A 22,596-nucleotide genomic window follows, 5' to 3' on the forward strand; every position below is an offset into this window, starting at 1 on the left:
GGGGCCTTTTGGGAGGAAACGCCCGAATGCCGCTTTATGAATATGAATGTTTCGATTGCGGGCCCTTCACCGAACTGCGGCCCATGGCGGAATCCGCGCTGCCCTGCGCCTGCCCGGACTGCGGGGAAGACGCGCCCCGCGCCTATCTGACCCCGCCCATGATGGCCTGCATCGCCGGCGACGCCAGGATGGCGATCGAAACCAACGAGCGCGCGGCGAATGCGCCGATGACGTCCGGCGAATATGCAGCAAAGCAGGCGGCGAAGCAGCACCGCAGCGGCTGTTCCTGCTGCACGGCCGGTGCGAAGAAGAAAAAGAGCACGACGGTGAAGACCCCGTCCGGCGCCAAGAGCTTCCCCTCGAAACGGCCCTGGATGATCAGCCACTGACCCTTTGCCCCCGGCAGCGGGGGTGATAGGGAAGGGGCATGTTCGCCGTCCCGTTCCGGTGCCTGCTGCCGATCGTCCTTGCCGCTGCCCTCGGCGGCTGCGGCGCGACCGTGACCGGCCTCGGCCCCCGGGTGGCGGCGCCGTCCCTGTCGGCCGCGGGGTTTACCGCCGCCGACGGCACGGTGCTGCCCGTGCAGTCCTGGCTGCCGGGCGGGGGTGGGCCGGCGGCGGCGCTTCTCCTCGGCCTGCACGGGTTCAACGACTATGCCGGCGCCTTCGCGCCGGCGGCACCCTTCTGGGCCCATCACGGCATCGCCACCGTCGCTTACGATCAGCGCGGCTTCGGCCGCAGCGCCACCCGCCTGCTGTGGCCGGGGACCGAGGCCCTGGTCGAGGATGCGGCGGCCATGGTCCGGCTGCTGGCCGCGCGCCATCCGGGCCGGCCGCTGTTCCTGATGGGGGAAAGCATGGGCGGGGCGGTCGCCCTGCTGACCCTGGCGCGCCATCCCGATCTGCCGGTCGCCGGCGTCGTCCTGCTCGCGCCGGCGGTCTGGGGGGCGGAGGACGTGCCTTTTCCCGGCCTGCTTCTGCTCGATATCGCCAGTTTCGTCATGCCCTGGAACCGCATGACCCCGCCGGAGGGCATGCGCATACGCCCGACCGACAATGAGGACGAGATCAAGGCCATGCGCGCCGATCCCCTGATGCTGAAGGAAACCCGGACCGACTCGGTGCAGGGGCTGATGGCGCTGATGGCGGCCGCCGCCGCCGCGGGCGTGCCGCGGGATCGCCCGGTGCTGCTGCTCTACGGCCTGCAGGACCGGATCGTGCCGTTCGAGGCGGTGGCCCGCCTGGCCGCCCGGGCCCGGGCGGAGTCGCCCCTTTTCCGCGAACGCTGGTACGACCGCGGCTATCATCTGTTGTTGCGCGACCGCCGCGGGCCGCGGGTCTGGCGCGACATTCTGGCCTTCGTCCGCGCGCCCGCGCGTTTCGACGGCGACGCCGCCCGTTTTTAGCCATGATTTGGGGCAATTGACGCGTATTCACATTTGCGTTCGCGACGCCGAGGCGCGAACCTGTTGCCGGGCAAATATTGCCGGTCCGCAGGTCCCGGTGGGAACGGGAATGGGAACCGGGTCGGCACCTGAAAGCGGTGGCAAGACGAGAAGCCGGCAAAAACGCCGGCCCGAGGACGCCATGGTCGATGGGTTGAACCGCCGTCGCATCGGTTGAGGGCACGCGTATGAACGGGCAAGGTAAAAGCACAGGTCTGCGTCGGGCAGGTCTGCGTCAGGGCCGGCGGTGGCGCCTGTTGCCCGTGTTGTTGCTGGTGCTCAGCGTGCCGGCGCTCGATGCCTGTTCAAAGTCGCGCGCCACGCGGCGAAGCACGGATACGACCACCGTCGCCGGCACCACCACCATGATCACCAGCCAGGGCGTGACCAACCTCGCCGGCGAGGAGGTCGACGCCGGTACCGGCCACGCGCCGGGTACCGGGGCTGTGGCCTATGCCCCGGCCGGCGACACCGCGACCCGCGGCCTGTTCGCCTCGAGCCCGCCCGCTGCCGCCGGCGACGAGGAGGAGGGCGACGAAGCCGCCGGCCTGATGGAAATCACGCCGGGCGCCATCGGCCCGGGCGATCAGGCGGGCAGCCATCATGCCCCGCCCGGCCTGTCGGGCGATGCGCTCGCCGGCCTCGTCAGCCAGGGCGACCTTGCCGCCGGCAGCGCCCAGGCCGTGCTGGAACGCATCGCCGATGCCGGGGGCATGAAAGTCTTCTTCAGCACCAATTCGATCGATCGCGGCCTGTCGACCCGGCGGGTCGATCCGGGCGGCGTGCCCACCCGCGACCGGGCGATGGCGGTCGACCATATCTGCAAGCAGGCCGGGCTGTCCTGCTTCTATGCCGCCGATTTCAAGTCGCTGTCGGTCTACGACCCGCGGGAATTCGCTACGACCGGGCCCGACATGACCGCGCTGGTCTACAACCAGCGCAGCGGTTTCGAGCCGGCCTCGACCACGCGGGCCACCTCCAGCGTCACCCGCCCGGGCAAGCCGAAGCCCGCGGCGGCCAAGCCGGGCAAGCCGGGCAAGCCGAAACCGGTGGCGGCCAAGCCGGGCAAGCCGAAGCCCGCCGCCACCAAGCCCGGCAAGCCCAAGCCCGTGGCGGCCAAACCGGCCAAGCCGAAACCCGCCGCCACCAAGCCGGCCAAGCCGAAACCGCCCGCGGTCAAGCCGAAGCCCGCCGCCTCGACGAAGAAACCGCCGAAGCCCGCGACCAAGCCCCGTACCTGAGAACGACTGAAGCCGGCCTCGCGGCACTGACCGGCTCTCATCGCTTACGCCCAAGGGCCTTGCCCTGAAAGGATGGATCGAGCCATGACCGGGAAAGAAACCTTCAGCCGCTACGATACCGCCGACTACCTCAAGACCGAGGAAGACATCGCGGCCTATCTCGAAGCCTGTGTCGAGGACGGCGATCCGGCGCTGATCGCTGCGGCGCTCGGCGATATCGCCCGCGCCCGCAACGCCGCGTAAGGGAGGCGCCTGCCGGGCGCGGCGGTTTCCCATGCCCGGGCAAAAACCGCGTCAGGGCGGAAAATCCAGTATTTCCGGCGGCTCGGAATGGTGGGCGCGACAGGGATTGAACCTGTGACCCCCGCCGTGTGAAGGCGATGCTCTCCCGCTGAGCTACGCGCCCATTCCGTCGAGGCCCGGATGTTTAGAGGCGCGCGTGCGACCTGTCAAGCACCTCGGGCAGGACTTTTGCGAGATCGCCGAAATGATCGATCACGGCGTCGGCGCCAAGCTCGCGGGCCGGGATCGGCGTATAGCCGAAACTGACCAGGACCGTGGGCACGCCGGCGTCGCGGGCGGCGTTGAGGTCGGTGGCGCTGTCGCCCACCATCACGGTGCGGTCCAGATTGCCGTCCAGGGCTTCGACGGTGGCGATCAGGTGGCGGCCGTCCGGCTTTTTCACCGCGAGACTGTCGCCGCCGAGAATCGCCGCCGCCGGGAAATAGCCGTCGAGTTCGAGGGCGATCAGCACCTGTTTCGCCAGCGCTTCCGGCTTGTTGGTGCAGACCCCGAGCTTGACGCCCCGCGCCTTCAGCCAGTTCAAGGTGGCGACGACCCCGGGAAAGACCACCGAGCGGTCGGCGACATGGCTGGCGTAATAGCGGATGAAGATCTCGACCAGGGCATCGACCTCGGCCGCGGTCTTCGCCACCGCATGGGCTTCCAGGCCCCGTTCGATCAGCTTGCGGGCGCCATGGCCGACCATGTGGCGGACCTCGGCTTCCGGGATGGCGGCAAGGCCGAGGGTGGCCAGGGTCGCGTTCAGGGCGCCGGTCAGGTCCGGCGCGCTGTCGATCAGGGTGCCGTCCAGGTCGAAGACGACCGTGTCGGGCAGGGTGGCGCCAAAAGGCAGGATTTCGCAGGACGACATGATGTCGGCAGTGTGCCTGCCCGGCGCAAAACTTTGAAACAAAAGGTGACTGTAACCGGCAGTCCCGGCTGTGGCACCTTGTCGCTCGCGAATCCAGGACCGAGTGAGTTGCCGCCATGACTGTCGCCACGCCTGCCACCGCCGCCGTGATCCTTGCCGCGGGCAAGGGAACGCGGATGCGCTCGGCCCTGCCGAAGGTGCTGCACCCGGTGGCCGACCGGCCGATGATCCATCATGTGGTCGCGGCGGCGCGCGAGATCGGGGCGGAACGGCTGGTCGCCGTGCTCTCGCCCGGGCTCGGCGCCGTTGCCCAATCCCTGCCCGGCGTTGCCGTCGCGATCCAGGACCCGCCGCTCGGCACCGGGCATGCGGTGGCGGCGGCCCTGCCGGTGCTGGAAGGCTTTGCCGGCGGTGTCCTTATCCTGTTCGGCGATACGCCGCTGATCGAGGCCGCGACCCTGCTGCGGCTGCGCGCGGCGCTGGAGGCGCCGGGGGTGGCGGTCGCCGTGCTCGGCTTCCGGCCGGCGGTGCCCGGCGCCTATGGCCGGCTGGTCCAGGACGGCGCGGGCCATCTGACCGCCATCGTCGAGGCGGCGGAGGCGACGGCCGGGCAATTGGCCATTCCCCTTTGCAATGCCGGGGTCATGGCGATCCGGGCGGAGCATCTGGCCGCCCTGGTCGGCGCCATCGGCAACGGCAATGCCAAGGGCGAATATTATCTGACCGATGTCGTGGCCATCGCCCGTGCCCGGGGCCTTGCCGCCGCCGTGGTCGAGGGCGCGGCGGACGAAGTGCTGGGCGTCAACAGCCGCCTCGAACTGGCGGAGGCGGAGGCGATCTTCCAGGCCCGCCTGCGCCGCCGCCACATGGCGGCGGGCGTCACTTTCGAGGATCCGGCCTCGGTCCGCCTGTCGGCCGATACGGTGCTGGGCCGCGACGTCACGGTGGCGCCCCAGGTCGTGTTCGGACCGGGGGTGACGGTCGCCGACGAGGTCCGCATCCATGCCTTCAGCCATCTCGAGGGGGCGGCGGTCGCCGCCGGCGCCATCGTCGGGCCCTATGCCCGGCTGCGGCCCGGGGCGGTGGTCGGCGCCGGCGCCCATGTCGGCAATTTCGTCGAACTGAAGAACACGGTGCTGGGCGAGGGGGCGAAGGCCAACCACCTGTCCTATCTCGGCGATGCCACGGTCGGGCCCGGGGCCAATATCGGCGCCGGCACCATCACCTGCAATTACGACGGTTTCACCAAGTCGAAGACCGAGATCGGCGCCGGGGCCTTCATCGGTTCCAACAGCGCGCTGGTCGCGCCGGTCGCGGTCGGCGCCGGGGCCATCGTCGGCGCCGGCTCGGTGGTGGTCGAGGCGGTCGCGGCCGATGCCCTCTATCTCGAACGCGCCCGGCCGGTGCAGAAACCGGGCTGGGCCGCCCGTTTCCGCGCCGCCATGCGCAAGTCCAAGTGAAGCTCAGGGAGTAGCCTATGTGCGGAATCGTCGGCATCGTCGGACGGGATCCGGTCGCGCCGCGGCTGGTCGAAGGCCTGCGCCGCCTGGAATACCGGGGTTATGATTCGGCGGGCCTCGCCACCTTGGTCGGCGGCGCCATCGAGCGCCGGCGGGCGGAAGGCAAGCTCCAGGCCCTGGCCGATCTGCTGGTCGAACAGCCGCTGCCCGGCGTTACCGGCATCGGCCACACCCGCTGGGCGACCCATGGCGCCCCGACCACGACCAATGCCCATCCCCATGCCACCGCTCAGGTGGCGGTGGTGCACAACGGTATCATCGAGAATTTCCGCGAGCTGAAGGACGAATTGGTCGCCCGCGGCCACGAGTTCGAAAGCGAGACCGATTCGGAAGTCGTCGCCCATCTGATCTCGGACGGGATCGACCGCGGCCTCGGCCCGCAGGCGGCGGTCGCCGCCGCGCTTCGCCGGCTGCGCGGGGCCTTCGCCCTCGCCATGCTGTTCGCCGGCGAGGACGGGTTGCTGATCGGGGCGCGGCGCGGCAGCCCGCTCGCGGTCGGCTTCGGCGAGGGCGAGATGTATCTCGGCTCCGACGCCCTGGCGCTCTCGTCCTGGACGCGGCGGGTGCTCTATCTCGAAGAGGGCGACTGGGTGGTGCTGAACCACGATGGCGCCGAAGTCTTCGACGCCGAGGACCGGCCGGTGCAGCGGGCGGTGCGCACCGTCGCCCTGTCGCCGGCGATGATCGAGAAGGGCAACTACCGCCACTATATGCAGAAGGAAATCTTCGAGCAGCCGCAGGTGATCGGCGATGCGCTCGCGACCTATCTCGATCCCGCCACGCGCCGTCCGCGCCTGCCGGCCGCGGGGCCGGACTGGAACGCGGTCGGGCGCCTGACCATCGTCGCCTGCGGGACGTCCTCCTATGCCGCCCTGGTCGCCAAATATTGGTTCGAGCAGGTGGCGCGCCTGCCGGTCGAGGTCGATATCGCCTCGGAATTCCGCTATCGCGAGGCGCCCCTGCCGAAGGGCGGCGCCGCGCTCTTCATCTCCCAGTCGGGGGAGACGGCGGATACGCTGGCGGCGCTTCGCTATGCCAAGGCCGAGGGGCAGTTCATCGTCGCCCTGGTCAATGTGCCCGAAAGCTCCATGGCGCGGGAAGCGGACCTCGTGCTGCCCATCCTGGCCGGCCCTGAGATCGGCGTCGCCTCGACCAAGGCGTTCACCTGCCAATTGACCGTGCTCATGTGTCTCGTCCTGTCCGTCGCGCGGGAGCGCGGCACGCTGGACGCGGCGGAGGAGGCGCGGCTCTGCGCGGCGCTGTCGGAAGTGCCGGCGCGGGCGCTGGAAGTGCTGAACCACGACGAGAAGATCCGCGAGATCGCCCTTCGCCTGGCCGAGGCGCGGGACGTGCTCTACCTCGGGCGCGGGGCGATCTTCCCGGTGGCCCTCGAAGGCGCGCTGAAGCTGAAGGAGATTTCCTATATCCACGCCGAAGGCTATGCCGCCGGCGAATTGAAGCACGGGCCGATCGCCCTGATCGACGATCAGGTGCCGGTGATCGTGCTGGCGCCCCACGGGCCCCTGTTCGAGAAGACGGTTTCGAACATGCAGGAAGTGCTGGCCCGCGGCGGCCGGGTGATCCTGCTCTCCGACATGGACGGCGTGGCGACCGAGGGGCGGCACGCCGCCGAGATCATCGAACTGCCGAAGGTCGATCCCTTCGTCACCCCGGTGCTCTATGCCATTCCGGTGCAGCTGCTCGCCTATCACACGGCGGTCGCCAAGGGCACGGATGTCGACCAGCCGCGCAACCTGGCGAAATCGGTGACCGTGGAGTAAGGGGGCCGCCCTGGCCCCCTATTCTTCAGGCCTTGGGCTTGCGGTCCTTGGCGAAGGTGATGCGGTCGATGATCGCCATCAGCAGGGTGGAAACCACCAGCGTCATGTGGATGCCGATCAGCCAGCCGAGTTCGGCCGAGGAATATTTGCCGACGCTGACGAAAGCCTTCAGCAGCTGGATCGAGGAAATGGCGACGATCGAGGCGCCCAGCTTGATCTTCAAGGTGCCGGGATCGAGCTTGCCGAACAGCGGCGGCGTGTCGCTGTTCTCTTTGATGTCGATCTTCGAGACGAAATTCTCGTAGGAACTGATCACCACCATGGTGACGAGGCCGGCGACCAGCACGAGGTCGATCAGGGCCAGGGTTTCGAGCACGATGGCTGAATCGTCCGCTGCCCCCAGCGTGCCCACCAGATGGAAGAAATCGGCATAGAACTGATAGATCAGCACCAGCAGCATGGCTGCCAGCCCCAGATACATCGGCACCAGCAGCCAGCGGCTGGCCAGAATGGTCTGTTCGATCAAGCGTTCAAGCATTGGCAATCCCTAAGACGTTCGGGCGCAACCTGGGGACCGTGCGGCTTCAGGTCAAGGGGGCGGTTGCGAATTCCCCTGCGTCAGAGAGTCTGCATCGGATCGTCCGTATCGTCGACGTCATAGCCGTCCGCGCCGCGCTCGCCGGCCCTGCGGGCATTGGGATCGACGATCGACAGCACGATGGCCAGGGCCAGCAGGCCGGTGCCGATGAAATAGGGCAGGGCGGGATCGAGCCGATAGGCCGGCATGGCGATGAAGGGCATGATCAGGAAGCCGAAGGCATTGGTCGCATTGCTGAGGCCGGCGACCGCGCCCTGTTCGTGCCGGCGCACGACCAGGGACCCGACGGCGGCATTGCCCGGCCGCGCTAGGCCCTGCCCGAGGCCGACCATGGTCAGCGCGAAGACCAGCGGCCCGATCTGATGGGCCAGCCCGAGCGCCAGGAAGGCGACGGCGGTAATGCCGAGGCCGGTCCGCTCCAGCGTGGGCGCGGTCATGCGGAAGCGGTGGACGATGACCAATTGCCCGAACAGGGCGGCCAGCGAGGCCGCCATCAGGCCGATGCCGGCATATTGCGCGGCATGGTCGAGGGGCAGGCTCAGCCGGTCCATCATGTAGAAGGCGACGGTCTGGATCATGATCGCCTGGGCGGACGAGATCAGCCCGCCGTTGACGAGGTTGAGGGTGATCCGCCGATCGAACAGGCCGAGCTTCACCTTGCGCGCCGTCGGCACCGGGCGCTCGCGCTCGGGCAGATAGGCCCAGATCAGAAGGGCGCTGAGCAGGCCGAGCAGCACGGTGAAATAGAACGGCACCAGGATGCCGAGGATGACCAGGCTGGCGGAAACGCCGGGGCCGATGGTGGCGCCCAGGCCATAGGCGGCGCCGATGGTGGCGGTCGCCCTGGTCCGCTCGTCGCGCGAGGTGCGGTCGGCGACATAGGCCTGGGACGACGGCCCGGCGGCCGAGACGATCAGGCCGTAGAGCGAGCGGGTGACGATCAGCAGCGGAAAGGCGACGGCGAGGGGAAGCAGCTTCGCCTGCGCCGCTTCCAGCGTCAGGGTGAACAGCAGCATGGACAGGCTGAAGCCGAACAGCCCGATCAGCACCGAAACCTTCCGCCCCAGGCGGTCGGAGCGCCGGCCCCACCACGGCGTGGTCAGCACCCAGAACAGCGAGGACAGCACGAAGATGCTGCCCACCTGAAGTTCCGACAGGCCGAGGTCGCGGGCGATGGGCGGCAGGATGGCATAGACGACGGACTGGCTGAAGCCCGTGCACATCAAGCCGATGGTGAGAACGAGAAAGGCCCGGCGCCGTTCGCGCGGGTCCATGGGCAAGGTCGCCCGGTTGTCATCCGCCGCCGTCTTGCGGGCGGCTTCCTGCCCTTGGTCTTGCATGTGCTCTCGTCTCTCCCCGCCCGATTATGGGCGAAGCGGGACGAGTCGTCACCAGGGGCGGCAGCCGGCGGCCGTCATGGACGGCCGCCGGCGCCTGCATGGCTTACTTCCAGCCGGCGCGGTCGAGCAGCTGCACGGCCGCGGCATTGTTCCGGCCAAGCTCGACGATCGGCAGCGTGTCGCGCTTGAACGGGCCGAAGGATTGCACGACCGAGGACGGGGCGACGTCCGCGAGGATCGGGAACTCGTTGTTCGCCTCGGCGAAGATCGCCTGGGCGTGCGGGCTGGCCAGATATTCGAGGAACTTGATCGCCGCGTCCTTGTTCGGCGCATTCTTCACCACGCCGGCGCCCGAGACGTTGACATGGGTGCCGTTGCCTTGCTGGTCGGGGAAGAACAGGGCGACCTTGGCCACCACGTCCTGGTCGGCCTTCTTGTCCGAGCCGACGAGGCGGGCGAAGTAATAGTGGTTGACGATGGCGACATCGGCATCGCCGGCGGCGACCGCCTTGATCTGGTCGGTATCGCCGCCCTTGGGGTCGCGGGCGAAATTGGCGACCAGGCCCTTGGCCCAGGCTTCGGTCTTCTCGACACCCCAATGGGCGACCAGGGCGGCGGTCATCGACTGGACGTATTCATTGTTCGACGAGCGCGACAGGACGCGGCCCTTCCACGCCGGGGTGGCCAGGGCTTCATAGGTCGACAGTTCTTCCGGCTTCACCTTTTCCTTGCTGTAGACAAGGACGCGGGCGCGGGTGGCGAAGGCGTACCAGAGGCCGGTCGGCTCGTGGAACTGATCGGGCACCGATTTTTCGAGGGCGGGCGAGGTCACTGGCTGGAACAGGCCCGCGTCCTGGGCGCGCCACAGATTGGCGGCATCGGTGGTGATGAAGATGTCGGCCGGGCTGTTGGCGCCTTCGAGCTTGATGCGCTCGATCAGTTCGGGCGCCTTGCCCTGGATCAGGTTGACCGTGATGCCGGTCTCTTCCTTGAACTTGCCGAACAGGATCTCGTCGGACGGATAGTGCCGGGAGGAATAGATGTTCAGTTCCTGGGCCTGTGCCCCGGTGGCGGCAAGGCCGAGCCCCAGGGCGAAGGTGGCGAGAAGACGGCGCATGGGTTCCCCCCTTGTTGACGATCCGTGCAATTGGTTCGCAATTGCGTCCGCAATATGGTTGCCGCCAGCGGCGAATTCAACCCCTGTCGCCTGATCCGCCTATTCTCGTCCTTTAGTGTTGTTTGCAGGCCAGGGCCGATCCGGGCACGATGCCGGGGGAAGGAAACGACGGGAGGACGGCGGCCGGGCAACCGGCACGACAACCCATGTCCGCACATGTCGACCATATCCGCGAGATCGAGCGGGTCCGGGCCGGCGGCCCCAGCGACCGCGACCCCACGGTGGTGCAGTCCTGGCTGCGCTGCCTGCACGCTCATCGCCTGGATCCGGCGCAGGCCTGCGAGGCCTATATCGTGCCGGAGGCGCGGCTGCGCGAGCATCGCCAGCAATCGGAAGATCTGATCGCCATCGCCCGCAGCGGCCTCGAACAGCTCTATCGCCATATCGCCGGCCAGCACTATGTGCTGCTGCTGGCCGATCGCCAGGGGGTGGCGGTCGATTTCCTGGGCGATCCCCTGTTCAACAATCAGCTGCGGAAGTCCGGGCTCTATCTCGGCGCCGAATGGTCCGAGGCGCGGGCGGGCACCTGTGCGGTCGGCGCCTGCCTCGAAGCGGGCGAGGCGCTGACCATCCACCAGTCCGACCATTTCGACAATACCCACACGCCGCTGTCCTGCACCGCCGCGCCGATCTATCGCGCCGACGGCGAACTGGCGGCGGTGCTCGACATTTCCCTGCTCTCCTCGCCGATTCAGAAGACGAGCCAGAAGCTGGCGCTGCATCTCGTCACCGCCACGGCGCGGCGGATCGAACTGGCCAACCTGATGGCGCGCAACCGCCACGAATGGGTGCTGCGCTTCGCCCAGTCGCCGGAATTCCTCGACGTCGACCCCGAGGCCGCGGTCTCGATCGACGGCAGCGGCCGCATCCTCGGCCTCACCCATGGCGGCGCCCGCATCCTGGCCGATGCGGCTGGCGGCGACTGGCGCCGCGCCGACCTTTTGATCGGCCAGCCGCTGGTGCATTTCTTCGATCTTGCCGTCGACGACCTGCCGGGCCTGACCCGGCGCCGGCCGACCCGGGACCGGGTGGTCCGGGCCCGCGACGGCCATATCCTGTTCGCCCATGCGATCGAGCCGCAGAACCGGCCCGCCGGCAGCCCCGTGTCGCGCCGCCGGGACTTGCCGGAACCGCTGCGCGCCCTTGGCGGCGGCGATCCCCGGATGGTGGCCCTGCAGGCGCGGGCGGCGAAACTGGCGCCGAAGCCGGTGCCGATCCTGATCCAGGGCGAGACCGGTACCGGCAAGGAATTCCTGGCCCGGGCCCTGCACGAGGGCAGCAGCTTGAACGGCGCCTATGTCGCGGTCAATTGCGCCGCCATTCCGGAAAGCCTGATCGAAGGCGAATTGTTCGGCCATGTCCCCGGCGCCTTCACCGGTGCCGCCGCCAAGGGCCGCAAGGGCCTGATCGAGGCGGCCGACGGCGGCACCCTGTTCCTCGACGAGATCGGCGACATGCCCCTCGCCCTTCAGGCCCGCCTGCTGCGCGTCCTGGCCGAGCGGGAAGTGACGCCGGTCGGCGCCAGCCGGCCCCGGCCGGTCGCCGTGCGCGTGCTCTCCGCCTCGCACCGCGACCTCGGCCGGCTGGTGGCCGAGGGGCGGTTCCGCCAGGATCTCTATTACCGGCTGAATGCCGCCACCCTGACCCTGCCGCCCCTGCGCGAGCGGCAGGATTTCGACTGGGTGCTCGACCGCCTGATCGAGCGCCACGGCGGCGGGCGTCTCGCCATCGCCGATGCCGCGCGCCGGGCGCTCCGCGCGCATGATTGGCCGGGCAATATCCGCGAGCTGGACAATGCGGTCGCACTCGCCGCCGCCCTGTGCGAGGGGGGCGTGATCGAGACCGCCGACCTGCCGGACCATGTCCAGCCCGCGGGCGAGGCCGACGACGCCCGCCGCGCCGCCCTGGCCGCAGTGCTGCGCGATTGCGGCGGCAATATTTCCGAAGCGGCCCGCCGCCTCGGCCTCGACCGCACCACCGTGCACCGGCAGATGAAGCGCCTGGGGCTTTAGGCCGTCCCCGCAGGCGGGGCGACGGGGCTTGCCACCGGCCCTTGCGGGTTGCTAGGTTCCCGGCCTGATTTTCCGGGAAAACAGAGATATGTCGGTCGATCCCGCTACCGTGAAGAAGATCGCGCGCCTGGCGCGCATTCGTGTCGACGAGGCCGAACTGCCGGCGCTTGCCGATGAAGTGAACGGCATCCTGCATTTCGTCGAGCAGCTCCAGGCCGTCGACGTCGCGGGCGTGGAGCCCCTGGCCTCGGTCGTGCACCGCTCGCTGCCGCTTCGCGACGACGTCATCACCGACGGCGGCGACGCGGAACGGGTGTTGGCCAATGCGCCGAACCGGATCGACAGCTTCTTTACCGTGCCGAAGGTGGTGGAGTGATGGCGTCGGACCTGACCAAACTCGGCATCGCCGAAGCCAGGGCCGGCCTTGCCGCCCGGGAATTCTCCGCGGTCGAACTGACCACGGCCTTCATCGGCGCGATCGAGGCCGCGCGCGGCCTGAACGCCTATATCACCGAAACCCCCGACCTCGCCCTCGAACAGGCGGCGCGCTCGGATGCGCGGATCGCCGCCGGCACGGCCGGCCCCCTGGAAGGCCTGCCTATCGGCGTCAAGGACCTGTTCTGCACCAAGGGCGTGCTGACGACCGCCGCCAGCCATATTCTCGACGGTTTCACGCCGACCTATGAATCGACCGTGACCGCCAATCTCTGGCGCGATGGGGCGGTGCTGCTCGGCAAGCTGAACATGGACGAATTCGCCATGGGCGGCTCGAACGAGAATTCCTACTACGGCCCGGTGGTGAATCCCTGGCGGCGCGACGGCGATAGCGCGGCGCTGGTCCCCGGCGGCTCGTCCGGCGGTTCGGCGGCGGCGGTCGCGGCGGATCTCTGCGTGGCCGCGACCGGCACCGACACCGGCGGCTCGATCCGCCAGCCGGCCAGCTTCACCGGCACCGTGGGCATCAAGCCGACCTATGGCCGCTGCTCGCGCTTCGGCATCGTCGCCTTCGCCTCGTCGCTGGAACAGGCCGGGCCGATGACGAAATCGGTCCGCGACGCCGCCATCCTGCTCGGCTCCATGGCCGGCCACGACCCCCATGATTCGACCAGCGTGCCGCTGCCCGTGCCCGATTACGCGGCCGCGCTGACCGGCGACCTGCGCGGCAGGAAGATCGGCATTCCGAAGGAATACCGGATCGACGGCCTGTCGCCCGAGATCGCGGCATGGTGGGAGCGGGGCACCGCCTGGGCCCGCGATGCCGGCGCCGAGATCGTGGAGATTTCGCTGCCCCACGCGCAATATGCGCTGCCCGCCTATTATATCGTGGCGCCGGCGGAAGCCTCGTCGAACCTCGCGCGTTACGACGGGGTCCGCTTCGGCTTGCGCGTGCCGGGCAAGGACCTGACGGAAATGTACGAGAACACGCGGGGCGAGGGCTTCGGCAAGGAAGTGCGCCGCCGCATTCTCATCGGCACCTATGTGCTCTCCGCCGGTTACTACGACGCCTATTACACCCGGGCGCAGAAGCTGCGCCGCCTGATCGCCGGCGATTTCGAGCGGGCGTTCGAGACCGTGGACGCCGTGCTGGCGCCGACCGCGCCCTCGGCCGCCTATGCCGGCGGCGAGAAGGCCGATCCCATCGCCATGTATCTGGGCGACGTCTTCACGGTGACGGCCAACCTGGCCGGCCTGCCGGCCATGTCGGTCCCGGCGGGCCTGTCGTCGGAGGGCCTGCCGCTGGGCCTCCAGGTCATCGGCCGCCCCTTCGACGAGGCGGGCGTGCTCAATGTCGGTTACGCGCTGGAACGGGCGGCGGGCTTCTCGGCCAAGCCCGCGGCGTGGTGGAGGGGCTGATCCCATGTCGAACCTCATTCAGGGCGCCACGGGCGCGTGGGAAATCGTTATCGGCCTGGAAGTCCATGCCCAGGTCTCGTCCAACGCCAAGCTGTTCTCCGGCGCCGCCACCGCCTTCGGGGCCGAGCCGAACACACAGGTCTCGACCGTCGATGCCGGCTTTCCCGGCATGCTGCCGGTGATCAACCGCTATTGCGTCGAGCAGGCGGTGAAGACCGGGCTCGGCCTGAAGGCGAAGATCAACCTGACCTCGGTCTTCGACCGGAAGAATTATTTCTACGCCGACCTGCCGAACGGCTATCAGATCTCGCAGTACAAGGACCCGATCGTGGGCGAGGGGCGTCTGCTGCTCGACATGCCCGACGGCTCCACCCGCGAGATCGGCATCACCCGCCTGCACCTCGAACAGGATGCGGGCAAGTCGATGCACGACCAGCACCCGAACCTGACCTTCGTCGACCTGAACCGGGCCGGCGTCGCGCTGATGGAAATCGTCTCGGAACCGGATCTCCGCTCGGCGGAGGAGGCGGCGCTCTACCTCACCAAGCTGCGCACCGTGCTGCGTTACCTCGGCACCTGCGACGGCAACATGGAGGAAGGCTCCATGCGCGCCGACGTCAACGTCTCGGTGCGGAAGCCCGGCCAGCCCTTCGGCACGCGCTGCGAGATCAAGAACGTCAACTCGATCCGCTTCGTGCGCGCGGCGGTCGAATACGAGGCCCGGCGCCAGATCGACATCATCGAGGACGGCGGCGTGATCCATCAGGAAACCCGCCTGTTCGACAGCGGCAAGGGCGTGACCCGGTCCATGCGCTCGAAGGAAGACGCGCATGACTACCGCTATTTCCCCGATCCCGACCTCCTGCCCCTGGTGCTCGATGCCGCCTGGGTCGAGGGCCTGAAGGCCGGCCTGCCTGAACTCCCCGACGAGAAGAAGGCCCGCCTCGTCGCCGACTACGGCATCAAGCCCTATGACGCCGGCGTGCTCGTCGCCGAGCGGGAACCCGCCGACTTCTTCGAGGCGGTGGCCAGGGGCCGCGACTCCCGGCTGGCGGCGAGCTGGATCATGGGCGACTACTTCGCCATGCTGAACCGCCTGGGCAAGTCGGTGACCGACAGCCCGGTCTCGGCGCAGGCGCTGGGCGAATTGATCGACCTGATCGCCGACGACACGATCTCGGGCCGGATCGCCAAGGAAGTGTTCGAGGCCATGGTCGAGACCGGCAAGGCGCCGGCCGCCATCGTCGAGGAAAAGGGCCTGCGCCAGGTCACCGATACCGGCGCGATCGAGACCGCGATCGACGAAGTCCTGGCCCGGAACCAGGACAAGGTCGCCGAATACCGCTCCGGCAAGGACAAGCTGTTCGGCTTCTTCGTCGGCCAGGTGATGAAGGCGACGCAGGGGAAGGCCAACCCTGCGGCGGTGAACGACATCCTGAAGGCGAAACTTCAGGGCTGAGACGGCGCGGGGCGGCGATGGACTACCGCGAGGCCGTGCCGGCCGATGACGACGCCATCGCCGCGCTGACCACGGCCGCCTTCGGCCAGCCCGAAGAGGCGGAACTGGTGGCGGCGCTGGCCCGCGACGGCGATGTGGAACTGTCGCTGGTCGCGGTCGAGGGCGAGACGGTCGTCGGGCATATCCTTTATTCCGATCTCGGCGTCGTCGTCGACGGGCGGCCGGTGCGGGCGGTGGCCCTGGCCCCGGTTTCCGTCGTGCCGGGGCGGCAGGGCCGGGGCATCGGCGCGGCCCTCGTCCGGGCGTCGCTCGGGCTGCTGCGGGACCGGGGCATCGAGGCGGTGGTGGTGCTCGGCCATGCCCGCTACTATCCGCGCTTCGGCTTTTCCGCCGCGCTGGCGGCAAAGCTGGAGGCACCCTTCGCCGGCGACGCCTTCATGGCCCTGGAATTGAGGCCGGGGGCCCTGGCCGGCCATGTCGGCGCGGTCCATTACGCCCGCGCTTTCGGGCTTTGAAATTTTTGCACTTGTTGATCCGGGCATGGTGGCCCACATTAGCGGCGTTCACGTTTCGACGTTTGGCGACCGCGCTCCTTCGTTTGACAGCGACGCGCCTCCCTCTCCGACATTGGAATCTGTTCCGTTCTGCGAACCCGCAGGATGACCATGCTTGATTGAAAGACTATCTCCTATGACGACCGGCACCGTGAAGTGGTTCAATGCCACCAAGGGCTTTGGCTTTATCGTTCCTGAAAACGGCGGCGCCGACGTGTTCGTGCACGTCTCGGCGGTTGAACGCTCCACCCTCGGCACGCTGGTCGAAGGACAGCGGGTCAGCTTCGACCTCGAAAAGGGTCGCCAGGGCAAGGTTTCGGCGGTCAATCTCCAGGCCGCCTGACGACAGGGCCCCGCGGCAGCGATGCCGCGGGGCTTTTTCTATCTGCCCTGCGCCCAGCGCATTCGTGCAGGAGCGGCTTAGCCGCTATCGTCACCCGACCACGGGGAGGTGACGATGATCGAACTCTACTACTGGCCGACGCCGAACGGCTGGAAGATCACCATCATGCTGGAGGAGACGGGGCTTCCCTATGCGGTGAAGCCGGTCAACATCGGCCGGGGCGAGCAGTTCCAGCCATCCTTCCTGGCGATTTCGCCGAACAACCGCATGCCCGCGATCGTCGATACCGCGCCGAACGACGGCGGCGCGCCGGTTTCCGTCTTCGAATCGGGCGCTATTCTCCAATATCTCGGCCGCAAGACCGGGCAGTTCTATCCGGCGGATGAACGGGCCCGGGTCGAGGTCGAGCAATGGCTGTTCTGGCAGATGGGCGGCCTCGGCCCCATGGCCGGCCAGGCCCATCATTTCCGCCAATATGCCCCGGAAAAGATCGACTATGGCATCAACCGCTATACCAACGAGGTCAACCGCCTCTACGGCGTGATGAACAAGCGCCTGGCCGACCGGGATTTCCTGGCGGGCGATTATTCGATCGCCGACATGGCGGCCTGGCCCTGGGTCGTGCCCTACAAGAACCAGGGCCAGGACCTGAATGATTTCCCCAACCTCAAGCGCTGGTTCGAGGCGATCGAAGCCCGCCCGGCGGTGCAGAAGGGCTTCGCCGTCGGCAAGGAGTTGCGCCGCAACCTGAACGACGACGAGGAAGCGAAGAAAGTCCTGTTCGGACAGAAGGCCCGCCCATGAGCGAGATGGTTTTCGAGGCGGTGACCGACGATGAGGTCCGCGCCCTTTTCCCGGTGATCAGCCAGCTTCGCCCGCAATTGAGCGGGCCGGACGACCTGCTGGAGCGCGCGACCCGCATGCGGGGCGACGGCTATCGCATCGTCTGGCGCGCCGGCGAGGACGGCACGCCGGTGGCCTTCGCCGGTTTCCGCATCTACGAGACGCTCTATGCCGGCCTCAAGCTCTATGTCGACGATCTCGTCACCACCGAGGCGCGGCGGGGCAAGGGCGACGGCACGGTGCTGATCGACTGGCTGCTGCGCGAAGCCCGGGCCCGGGGCTGCCAGGAACTGGACCTCGATTCGGGCGTCCAGCGCTTTGCCGCCCACGGCTTTTATTTCGCCCGCGGCCTTCACATCGCCAGCTATCACTTCAAGCGTTCGGTCTGATCCCCGGGCGGCGGGGCGGCAGCGGCACCAGGGCCGACACCCGCTGCCGATAGGCGGCATAGCCGGGCCGGCGCTCCAGGCTGCGCCGGTCCATCAGGGGGATGCTGGCCAGGGTGAACATGGCGGTCATCGCCGCGGCGCCGGGTACGAGCCAATACCAATGGCCCGGGGCGGCGGCGAGGCCGAACAGCATCAAGCCCCACCAGAACCCCAGTTCGCCGAAATAATTGGGGTGGCGCGACCAGGCCCAGAGCCCCGACTGGATGAAGCCGCCGGGCCGGCGCCGGGCGGTGAAGGCGTGCAATTGCAGGTCGGCCACGGTCTCGATCGCGATGGCGCCCAGGGTCACGGCGACGGCGATCCCGTCGAGCACGCCGAAGGGCCCGGTCCCATAGGCCATCACGGCATAGACGGGCAGGCAGCCGAGAAAGACCTGCAAGGTCGGGAACAGGTGAATGCCGAACAGATCGGCCAGGGCGGCGGCCTTGCCCGCGCGCCGGCGCACCAGGGCATAGCGCCAGTCCTCATGCCCGAGGCCGCCCCAATGGACGGCCCAATTCGCCGTCAGCCGGATCCCCCAGAGCCAGACCAGGCCGGTCACGACCCCCGCCCGCCAAGGCTCGGCCGTACCGCCCTGCACGAACCAGTGCAGCGCCAGCAGGGGCGGGATCACGCTCCAATAGGCGTCGTAGAAGCTCGAATTGCGGTAATGCCGGCTGAAGCCGAAGATCACGAGGGTGGCGGCGATATCGGCGGCCAGCGCGTCAAAAGGTGCCCGCAGCGGCACCGTGTAGAGGACGACGGCGCCTGCGGCCAACGCCGCCGCATAGGCGATGACGATCGCCCCGTTCTCGGCCCGGTTCCCCGCCATCCGCGTGCCCTCCCGTGGTTCGGCGATCATCATGGCGATCGCCACCCGCGGGGGACACGGCCGGATGGACTAGGCTCAGGACTTCATTGCCCGGCCTAGCAGCTTCCAGTAGTTGACCGGGAACAGGCGCTCGATCAGGCCGGCGGCCTTGGCGTCGTTGCCGACCAGGACGCGGGCTTTGCGCGTCTCGACCGCGCGGACGATGATCTCGCCCGCCTTTTCGGGCGGCATCTTCAGGAAGGCTTCAAAATCCTTCCGCTGCTTTTCGACATCGCCGGAATTCATGCCGGTGGGCACGCGGGCATTCCTGGCGATCGAGGTGGCGATGCCGCCCGGGTGGACGACGGTGACGCCGATCTTCGCCCCTTCCAGTTCGAGTTCATGGCGCAGCGCGTTGGAAAAGCCGCGCACGCCGAACTTGCTGGCGGCATAGGCGGTCTGCCCGGGCGGCGCGATCAGGCCGAACAGGCTGGACAGGTTGACGATGCGGGCTTCCGAACTGGCGCGCAGCAGGGGCATGAAGGCCCGGGTCATGCGGATCACGCCGAACAGGTTGATCGACAGCAGCCAGTCGAAATCCGCTTCCGAAACCTGCTCGAAGGTCCCGCCGATGGCGACGCCCGCATTGTTGAAGAGCAGGTCCACGCCCTTGTGGTCCGCCAGGACCCGGGCGGGGAAGGCGGCGATCTCTTCCGCCTTCGAGACATCGAGCCGGTACTGGGTGACGCGGATGCCCTTGCCGGCGAATTCGGCCGCGGTCTTCGCCAGCGCCGCCTCGTCGATGTCGGAGAGGGCGAGGTGGCAACCCCGCTTGGCCAGCGCCAGCGCGATGCCGCGCCCGATGCCGCCGGCGGCGCCGGTGATGACGGCGACCCGATCCTTCAGAATGAACATGCCTCTCCCCATTTGCTTCTTTGCGCTGTGGCTCTCGGATAACTGACATTTCTGTCATTTGCCAGGGGCTTTTGCACCACGCGGCTGCGCGGGCCAGTCTGCCCGATGGTGCGGCCGGCGCCTATGCCATCGTTCGGTCATGCAATGCCGCTTGTTCCGGGAAACGGAGCTGCATATGCTCTAAGCAAACTGGAAACAAAGTTTCATGGAACGCACCAGCACCATCCTGATCATGGCCGGGGTGTCCGAGGTCTGGCGGCAGGCCGCCGGCCTTCTCGAAGCCGATTACGGCTATCGGGTGCTGGTGGTGCCGGAAATCGCCGCGGCACGGGCGGCGGTCAACGATGCCCAGGTCGATCTCGTGGTCGCCGAGGCGCTGAACGGCGCCGGGCCCGATGGCGGGGCCTTGCTGGCCGACTTGCGCATCGGGCATCCGGAAATCGTCCGCATCCTGGTCCTGCCGGCGGTGGCGGAAGGCGCCGTCGACCTGATCAACCGCACCGCGGTCTATCAATACCTGCGCAAGCCGCTGGATGCCGCGCAATTGGCCCTGGTGGTGAAGCGCGGGCTGGAAACGCGGGAACTGGCGCGGCGCCACCGCCTGCTGTCGCGCGAATTCAAGGTCGGCGAGGTGCCGGGCCTGTTCCACCTCTCGCCCACCTCGATCCGGGGCGAAAGCCAGCGCTTCGAGAAGCTGGTCTACAGAAGCGAGCCGATGGCGGCGCTGTGCGATCTTGCCCGCCAGGCCGCGCCCACCGACCTGCCGATCCTGATCCAGGGCGACACCGGCACCGGCAAGGAATTGCTGGCCCGTGCCATCCACTATAATTCCAGCCGCCGGCAGAGCCCGCTGCTGATCCAGAATTGCGGCGGCATGTCGGACGAATTGCTGCATTCGGAACTCTTCGGCCACAAGCGCGGCGCCTTCACCGGGGCGATCGCCGACCGTCTGGGCCTGTTCCGCGCGGCGGACGGCGGCACCGTCTTCCTCGACGAGATTTCCGAGATTTCACCGGCCTTCCAGGTCAGCCTGCTGCGCTTCCTGCAGGAGGGCGAGGTGAAGCCCCTGGGCGCCGACAAGGCGGTCCATTGCAATGTCCGCATCATCGCCGCCTCGAACCGGCGGCTTTCCGCCATGGTGCCGCAGCGCGAATTCCGCCAGGACCTCTACTTCCGCCTCAAGGGCTTCGAACTGGAAGTGCCGCCGCTCAGGAAGCGCGCCGACGATATATCGATCCTGGCCGAATTCTTCACCGCCAAGCATGCCGAGGCCATGGGCCGCCGCGTGCTGGGCATTTCCGCCAATCTGATCGAGAAGCTGCGGCATTACGATTATCCGGGCAATGTGCGCGAATTGGAGAATGAAATCCGCCGCCTGGTGGCGCTGACTCGCGACGGCGAATATCTGACCACGCGCCACCTCTCGCCCGCCATCCTCGACGTCGTGCCCAAGCCGCCGCGCAGCGCCGACGGCTTCGTGCCCGAGGGCGAGACCCTGAAGGACAAGGTCGAGGCGCTGGAGAAACACGCGGTGCAGGAAACCCTGGCGCGGCTCCGCTGGAACCAGAAGCGTGCCGCCGAGGAATTGGGCCTGTCCCGCGTCGGCCTCGCCAACAAGATCAAGCGCTACGGCTTGACGGAAGGGAAATAGGGCGATCGGAAATTGCTCGCCGCGGGCCGCCGCGCCGGTCCTATAATGCCCGGGCTTGTCGTTCGGGAGCAGCGCATGGCGGACCAGACCTCGACCACGATCGTTTCCTTCCCGCACAGCCGGGTGCGCCCGGAACGGCGGGCCTTCCGCGACCTCGGCCTCGGCCCCCTGGCGCGGCAGCTGGGGGCGCCGGCCGAGCAATGCACCGGCCATTGGTGCAGCCGCTGCCGCGGCATCTGGTTCGGCTATCTGCTGGAAGTGACCTGCCCGCAATGCGGCGGCCGGCATGGTTAAGCAAGTTTCCACTGTATAGTAACTTTGCACCTCGATCGGTCTTTCCTATCGCGCCGCACCATCGGAAGGTGCAGGCATTCCGCCGATTTATTTCCCTGATCATCGCAGTGCCGTCATGGCATGCGACTTGCTGCCTCATCTCCCGGAAACAGTTCGACCTTAAGTCGACAACCCACGGGAGGACGCGATGGCCAATCTGCTTTGGCTTCAGGGCGGTGCTTGCTCGGGCAATACGATGTCGTTCCTCAATGCCGAGGAGCCGAGCGCCTGCGATCTGGTGACCGATTTCGGCATCAATGTGCTGTGGCACCCGTCGCTCGGCATGGAATTGGGCGAGAACCTGCAGCGCATGCTGCGCGCCCTGACCTCGGGCGAGATGCCCCTCGATATCTTCGTCTTCGAGGGCACGGTGGTGAATGCGCCGAACGGCACCGGCCAGTGGAACCGCTTCGCCGGCCGGCCGATGAAGGATTGGGTGGCCGATCTGTGCAAGGTCGCCAATTTCGTCGTCGCGATCGGCGATTGCGCCACCTACGGCGGCATTCCCGCCGTCGCCCCCAATCCGTCCGAAAGCGTCGGCCTGCAATTCCTGAAGCGGGCCCAGGGCGGCGCGCTCGGTGCCTCCTATCGCTCCAAGGCGGGGCTGCCGGTGATCAATGTCCCGGGCTGCCCGGCGCACCCGGACTGGATCACCCAGATCGTCGTCGCCGTCGCCACCGGGCGGGCGGGCGACCTCACGCTCGACGAATTCCAGCGGCCGAAGACTTTCTTCACCTCGTTCACCCAGACCGGCTGTACCCGCAACATGCATTTCGCCTACAAAGTCTCGGCGACGGAATTCGGCCAGCGCAAGGGCTGCCTGTTCTACGACCTCGGCTGCCGGGGGCCGATGACCCATTCGCCCTGCAACCGCATCCTGTGGAACCGGCAATCGTCGAAGACCCGGGCCGGCATGCCCTGCATGGGCTGCACCGAGCCGGAATTCCCCTTCTTCGATCTCAACCCCGGCACGGTGTTCAAGACCCAGACCGTGATGGGCGTGCCCAAGGACATGCCGACGGGCGTTGACAAGACCGGTTACATCAAGCTGACCGCCGCCGCCAAGGCCGCCTCGCCCGCCTGGGCCGAGAGCGACATCTTCGTCGTCTGACGACCACGACAATAAAGGGAGAAAACCC

Annotated in this window: 23 protein-coding genes and 1 tRNA gene; 17 read left to right on the forward strand and 7 right to left on the reverse strand. The window is 68.0% G+C overall.

Annotated elements, in window-relative coordinates; genetic code table 11:
• Window positions 1-26 precede the first annotated feature (26 nt).
• The 4 genes from DKG75_RS00510 (at window position 27) to DKG75_RS00525 (ending at window position 2,928) form a co-directional block, all read left to right on the forward strand.
• On the forward strand, window positions 27-389 hold the full coding sequence (locus DKG75_RS00510) for an FmdB family zinc ribbon protein (protein ID WP_109919126.1): 363 nt from the start codon (window positions 27-29) through the stop codon (window positions 387-389).
• A gap of 38 nt (window positions 390-427) precedes the next feature.
• Window positions 428-1,405, forward strand: coding sequence for an alpha/beta fold hydrolase (locus tag DKG75_RS00515; RefSeq protein WP_109919127.1), 978 nt, complete (start codon window positions 428-430; stop codon window positions 1,403-1,405).
• Between the two features lie 296 nt (window positions 1,406-1,701).
• Window positions 1,702-2,685 carry a hypothetical protein gene (locus tag DKG75_RS23150; protein WP_208112032.1) on the forward strand — a complete coding sequence of 328 codons (984 nt, stop codon included), beginning with the start codon at window positions 1,702-1,704 and terminating at the stop codon, window positions 2,683-2,685.
• Window positions 2,686-2,769: 84 nt separating this feature from the next.
• On the forward strand, window positions 2,770-2,928 hold the full coding sequence (locus tag DKG75_RS00525) for an addiction module antidote protein (RefSeq protein ID WP_109919128.1): 159 nt from the start codon (window positions 2,770-2,772) through the stop codon (window positions 2,926-2,928).
• A gap of 88 nt (window positions 2,929-3,016) precedes the next feature.
• Here the strand turns inward: DKG75_RS00525 and DKG75_RS00530 are convergent.
• Both DKG75_RS00530 and gph read right to left on the reverse strand, forming a co-directional pair.
• Window positions 3,017-3,091, reverse strand: a tRNA-Val gene (locus DKG75_RS00530).
• A 21-nt stretch (window positions 3,092-3,112) separates the two neighbouring features.
• A complete protein-coding gene (gph, locus tag DKG75_RS00535) occupies window positions 3,113-3,838 on the reverse strand; it encodes a phosphoglycolate phosphatase (RefSeq protein ID WP_109919129.1) in 726 nt (241 codons plus the stop codon).
• Window positions 3,839-3,954: 116 nt separating this feature from the next.
• On the opposite strand from gph, the gene glmU reads away from it, so the two are divergent.
• Both glmU and glmS read left to right on the forward strand, forming a co-directional pair.
• Window positions 3,955-5,298, forward strand: coding sequence for a bifunctional UDP-N-acetylglucosamine diphosphorylase/glucosamine-1-phosphate N-acetyltransferase GlmU (gene glmU / locus DKG75_RS00540; RefSeq protein ID WP_109919130.1), 1,344 nt, complete (start codon window positions 3,955-3,957; stop codon window positions 5,296-5,298).
• Between the two features lie 17 nt (window positions 5,299-5,315).
• A complete protein-coding gene (gene glmS, locus DKG75_RS00545) occupies window positions 5,316-7,139 on the forward strand; it encodes a glutamine--fructose-6-phosphate transaminase (isomerizing) (protein WP_109919131.1) in 1,824 nt (607 codons plus the stop codon).
• Between the two features lie 25 nt (window positions 7,140-7,164).
• Here the strand turns inward: glmS and DKG75_RS00550 are convergent, their stop codons facing one another.
• The 3 genes from DKG75_RS00550 to DKG75_RS00560 all read right to left on the reverse strand — a co-directional run bounded on the left by DKG75_RS00550 (window position 7,165) and on the right by DKG75_RS00560 (window position 10,194).
• Window positions 7,165-7,677, reverse strand: coding sequence for a TIGR00645 family protein (locus DKG75_RS00550; protein WP_109919132.1), 513 nt, complete (start codon window positions 7,675-7,677; stop codon window positions 7,165-7,167).
• Between the two features lie 80 nt (window positions 7,678-7,757).
• Window positions 7,758-9,077, reverse strand: a complete 1,320-nt coding sequence (locus DKG75_RS00555) for an MFS transporter (RefSeq protein ID WP_109919133.1) — start codon at window positions 9,075-9,077, stop codon at window positions 7,758-7,760.
• 103 nt (window positions 9,078-9,180) lie between these two features.
• Window positions 9,181-10,194, reverse strand: a complete 1,014-nt coding sequence (locus DKG75_RS00560; protein WP_109919134.1) for a Fe(3+) ABC transporter substrate-binding protein — start codon at window positions 10,192-10,194, stop codon at window positions 9,181-9,183.
• 206 nt (window positions 10,195-10,400) lie between these two features.
• Between DKG75_RS00560 and DKG75_RS00565 the strand changes: the two genes are divergently transcribed.
• The 8 genes from DKG75_RS00565 (at window position 10,401) to DKG75_RS00600 (ending at window position 17,708) form a co-directional block, all read left to right on the forward strand.
• Window positions 10,401-12,266, forward strand: coding sequence for a sigma-54-dependent Fis family transcriptional regulator (locus DKG75_RS00565; protein ID WP_109919135.1), 1,866 nt, complete (start codon window positions 10,401-10,403; stop codon window positions 12,264-12,266).
• An 88-nt stretch (window positions 12,267-12,354) separates the two neighbouring features.
• Window positions 12,355-12,642: an Asp-tRNA(Asn)/Glu-tRNA(Gln) amidotransferase subunit GatC gene (gene gatC / locus DKG75_RS00570; protein ID WP_109919136.1), complete on the forward strand. Its 288-nt coding sequence runs from the start codon at window positions 12,355-12,357 to the stop codon at window positions 12,640-12,642.
• Window positions 12,642-14,120 carry an Asp-tRNA(Asn)/Glu-tRNA(Gln) amidotransferase subunit GatA gene (gatA, locus tag DKG75_RS00575; RefSeq protein WP_109919137.1) on the forward strand — a complete coding sequence of 493 codons (1,479 nt, stop codon included), beginning with the start codon at window positions 12,642-12,644 and terminating at the stop codon, window positions 14,118-14,120. Before gatC ends, gatA begins: the two co-directional genes overlap by 1 nt.
• 4 nt (window positions 14,121-14,124) lie before the next feature.
• On the forward strand, window positions 14,125-15,579 hold the full coding sequence (gatB, locus tag DKG75_RS00580) for an Asp-tRNA(Asn)/Glu-tRNA(Gln) amidotransferase subunit GatB (protein ID WP_109919138.1): 1,455 nt from the start codon (window positions 14,125-14,127) through the stop codon (window positions 15,577-15,579).
• 17 nt (window positions 15,580-15,596) lie between these two features.
• On the forward strand, window positions 15,597-16,094 hold the full coding sequence (locus tag DKG75_RS00585; protein WP_109919139.1) for a GNAT family N-acetyltransferase: 498 nt from the start codon (window positions 15,597-15,599) through the stop codon (window positions 16,092-16,094).
• Window positions 16,095-16,269: 175 nt separating this feature from the next.
• Entirely contained in the window at window positions 16,270-16,476 is a 207-nt protein-coding gene (locus DKG75_RS00590) for a cold-shock protein (RefSeq protein WP_109919140.1), read from the forward strand.
• Between the two features lie 114 nt (window positions 16,477-16,590).
• Window positions 16,591-17,280, forward strand: a complete 690-nt coding sequence (locus DKG75_RS00595) for a glutathione S-transferase N-terminal domain-containing protein (protein WP_109919141.1) — start codon at window positions 16,591-16,593, stop codon at window positions 17,278-17,280.
• On the forward strand, window positions 17,277-17,708 hold the full coding sequence (locus DKG75_RS00600) for a GNAT family N-acetyltransferase (RefSeq protein ID WP_208112030.1): 432 nt from the start codon (window positions 17,277-17,279) through the stop codon (window positions 17,706-17,708). Before DKG75_RS00595 ends, DKG75_RS00600 begins: the two co-directional genes overlap by 4 nt.
• Here the strand turns inward: DKG75_RS00600 and DKG75_RS00605 are convergent.
• Complete coding sequence (locus tag DKG75_RS00605) at window positions 17,692-18,579, reverse strand: DUF1295 domain-containing protein (protein WP_109920091.1); 888 nt, start codon at window positions 18,577-18,579, stop codon at window positions 17,692-17,694. The two genes, DKG75_RS00600 and DKG75_RS00605, sit on opposite strands and share 17 nt — an antisense overlap.
• 75 nt (window positions 18,580-18,654) lie before the next feature.
• Window positions 18,655-19,473: an SDR family NAD(P)-dependent oxidoreductase gene (locus DKG75_RS00610; protein WP_208112029.1), complete on the reverse strand. Its 819-nt coding sequence runs from the start codon at window positions 19,471-19,473 to the stop codon at window positions 18,655-18,657.
• Between the two features lie 205 nt (window positions 19,474-19,678).
• On the opposite strand from DKG75_RS00610, the gene DKG75_RS00615 reads away from it, so the two are divergent.
• From DKG75_RS00615 to DKG75_RS00625, 3 genes are all read left to right on the forward strand, one after another.
• Entirely contained in the window at window positions 19,679-21,124 is a 1,446-nt protein-coding gene (locus DKG75_RS00615; RefSeq protein WP_109919143.1) for a sigma-54 dependent transcriptional regulator, read from the forward strand.
• 75 nt (window positions 21,125-21,199) lie between these two features.
• Window positions 21,200-21,418 carry a hypothetical protein gene (locus DKG75_RS00620; protein ID WP_109919144.1) on the forward strand — a complete coding sequence of 73 codons (219 nt, stop codon included), beginning with the start codon at window positions 21,200-21,202 and terminating at the stop codon, window positions 21,416-21,418.
• 187 nt (window positions 21,419-21,605) lie between these two features.
• On the forward strand, window positions 21,606-22,568 hold the full coding sequence (locus DKG75_RS00625) for an NADH-quinone oxidoreductase subunit B family protein (RefSeq protein ID WP_109919145.1): 963 nt from the start codon (window positions 21,606-21,608) through the stop codon (window positions 22,566-22,568).
• Window positions 22,569-22,596: the final 28 nt, after the last annotated feature.

This window comes from Zavarzinia compransoris, assembly GCF_003173055.1.
GTDB classification, from domain to species: Bacteria; Pseudomonadota; Alphaproteobacteria; order Zavarziniales; family Zavarziniaceae; genus Zavarzinia; species Zavarzinia compransoris.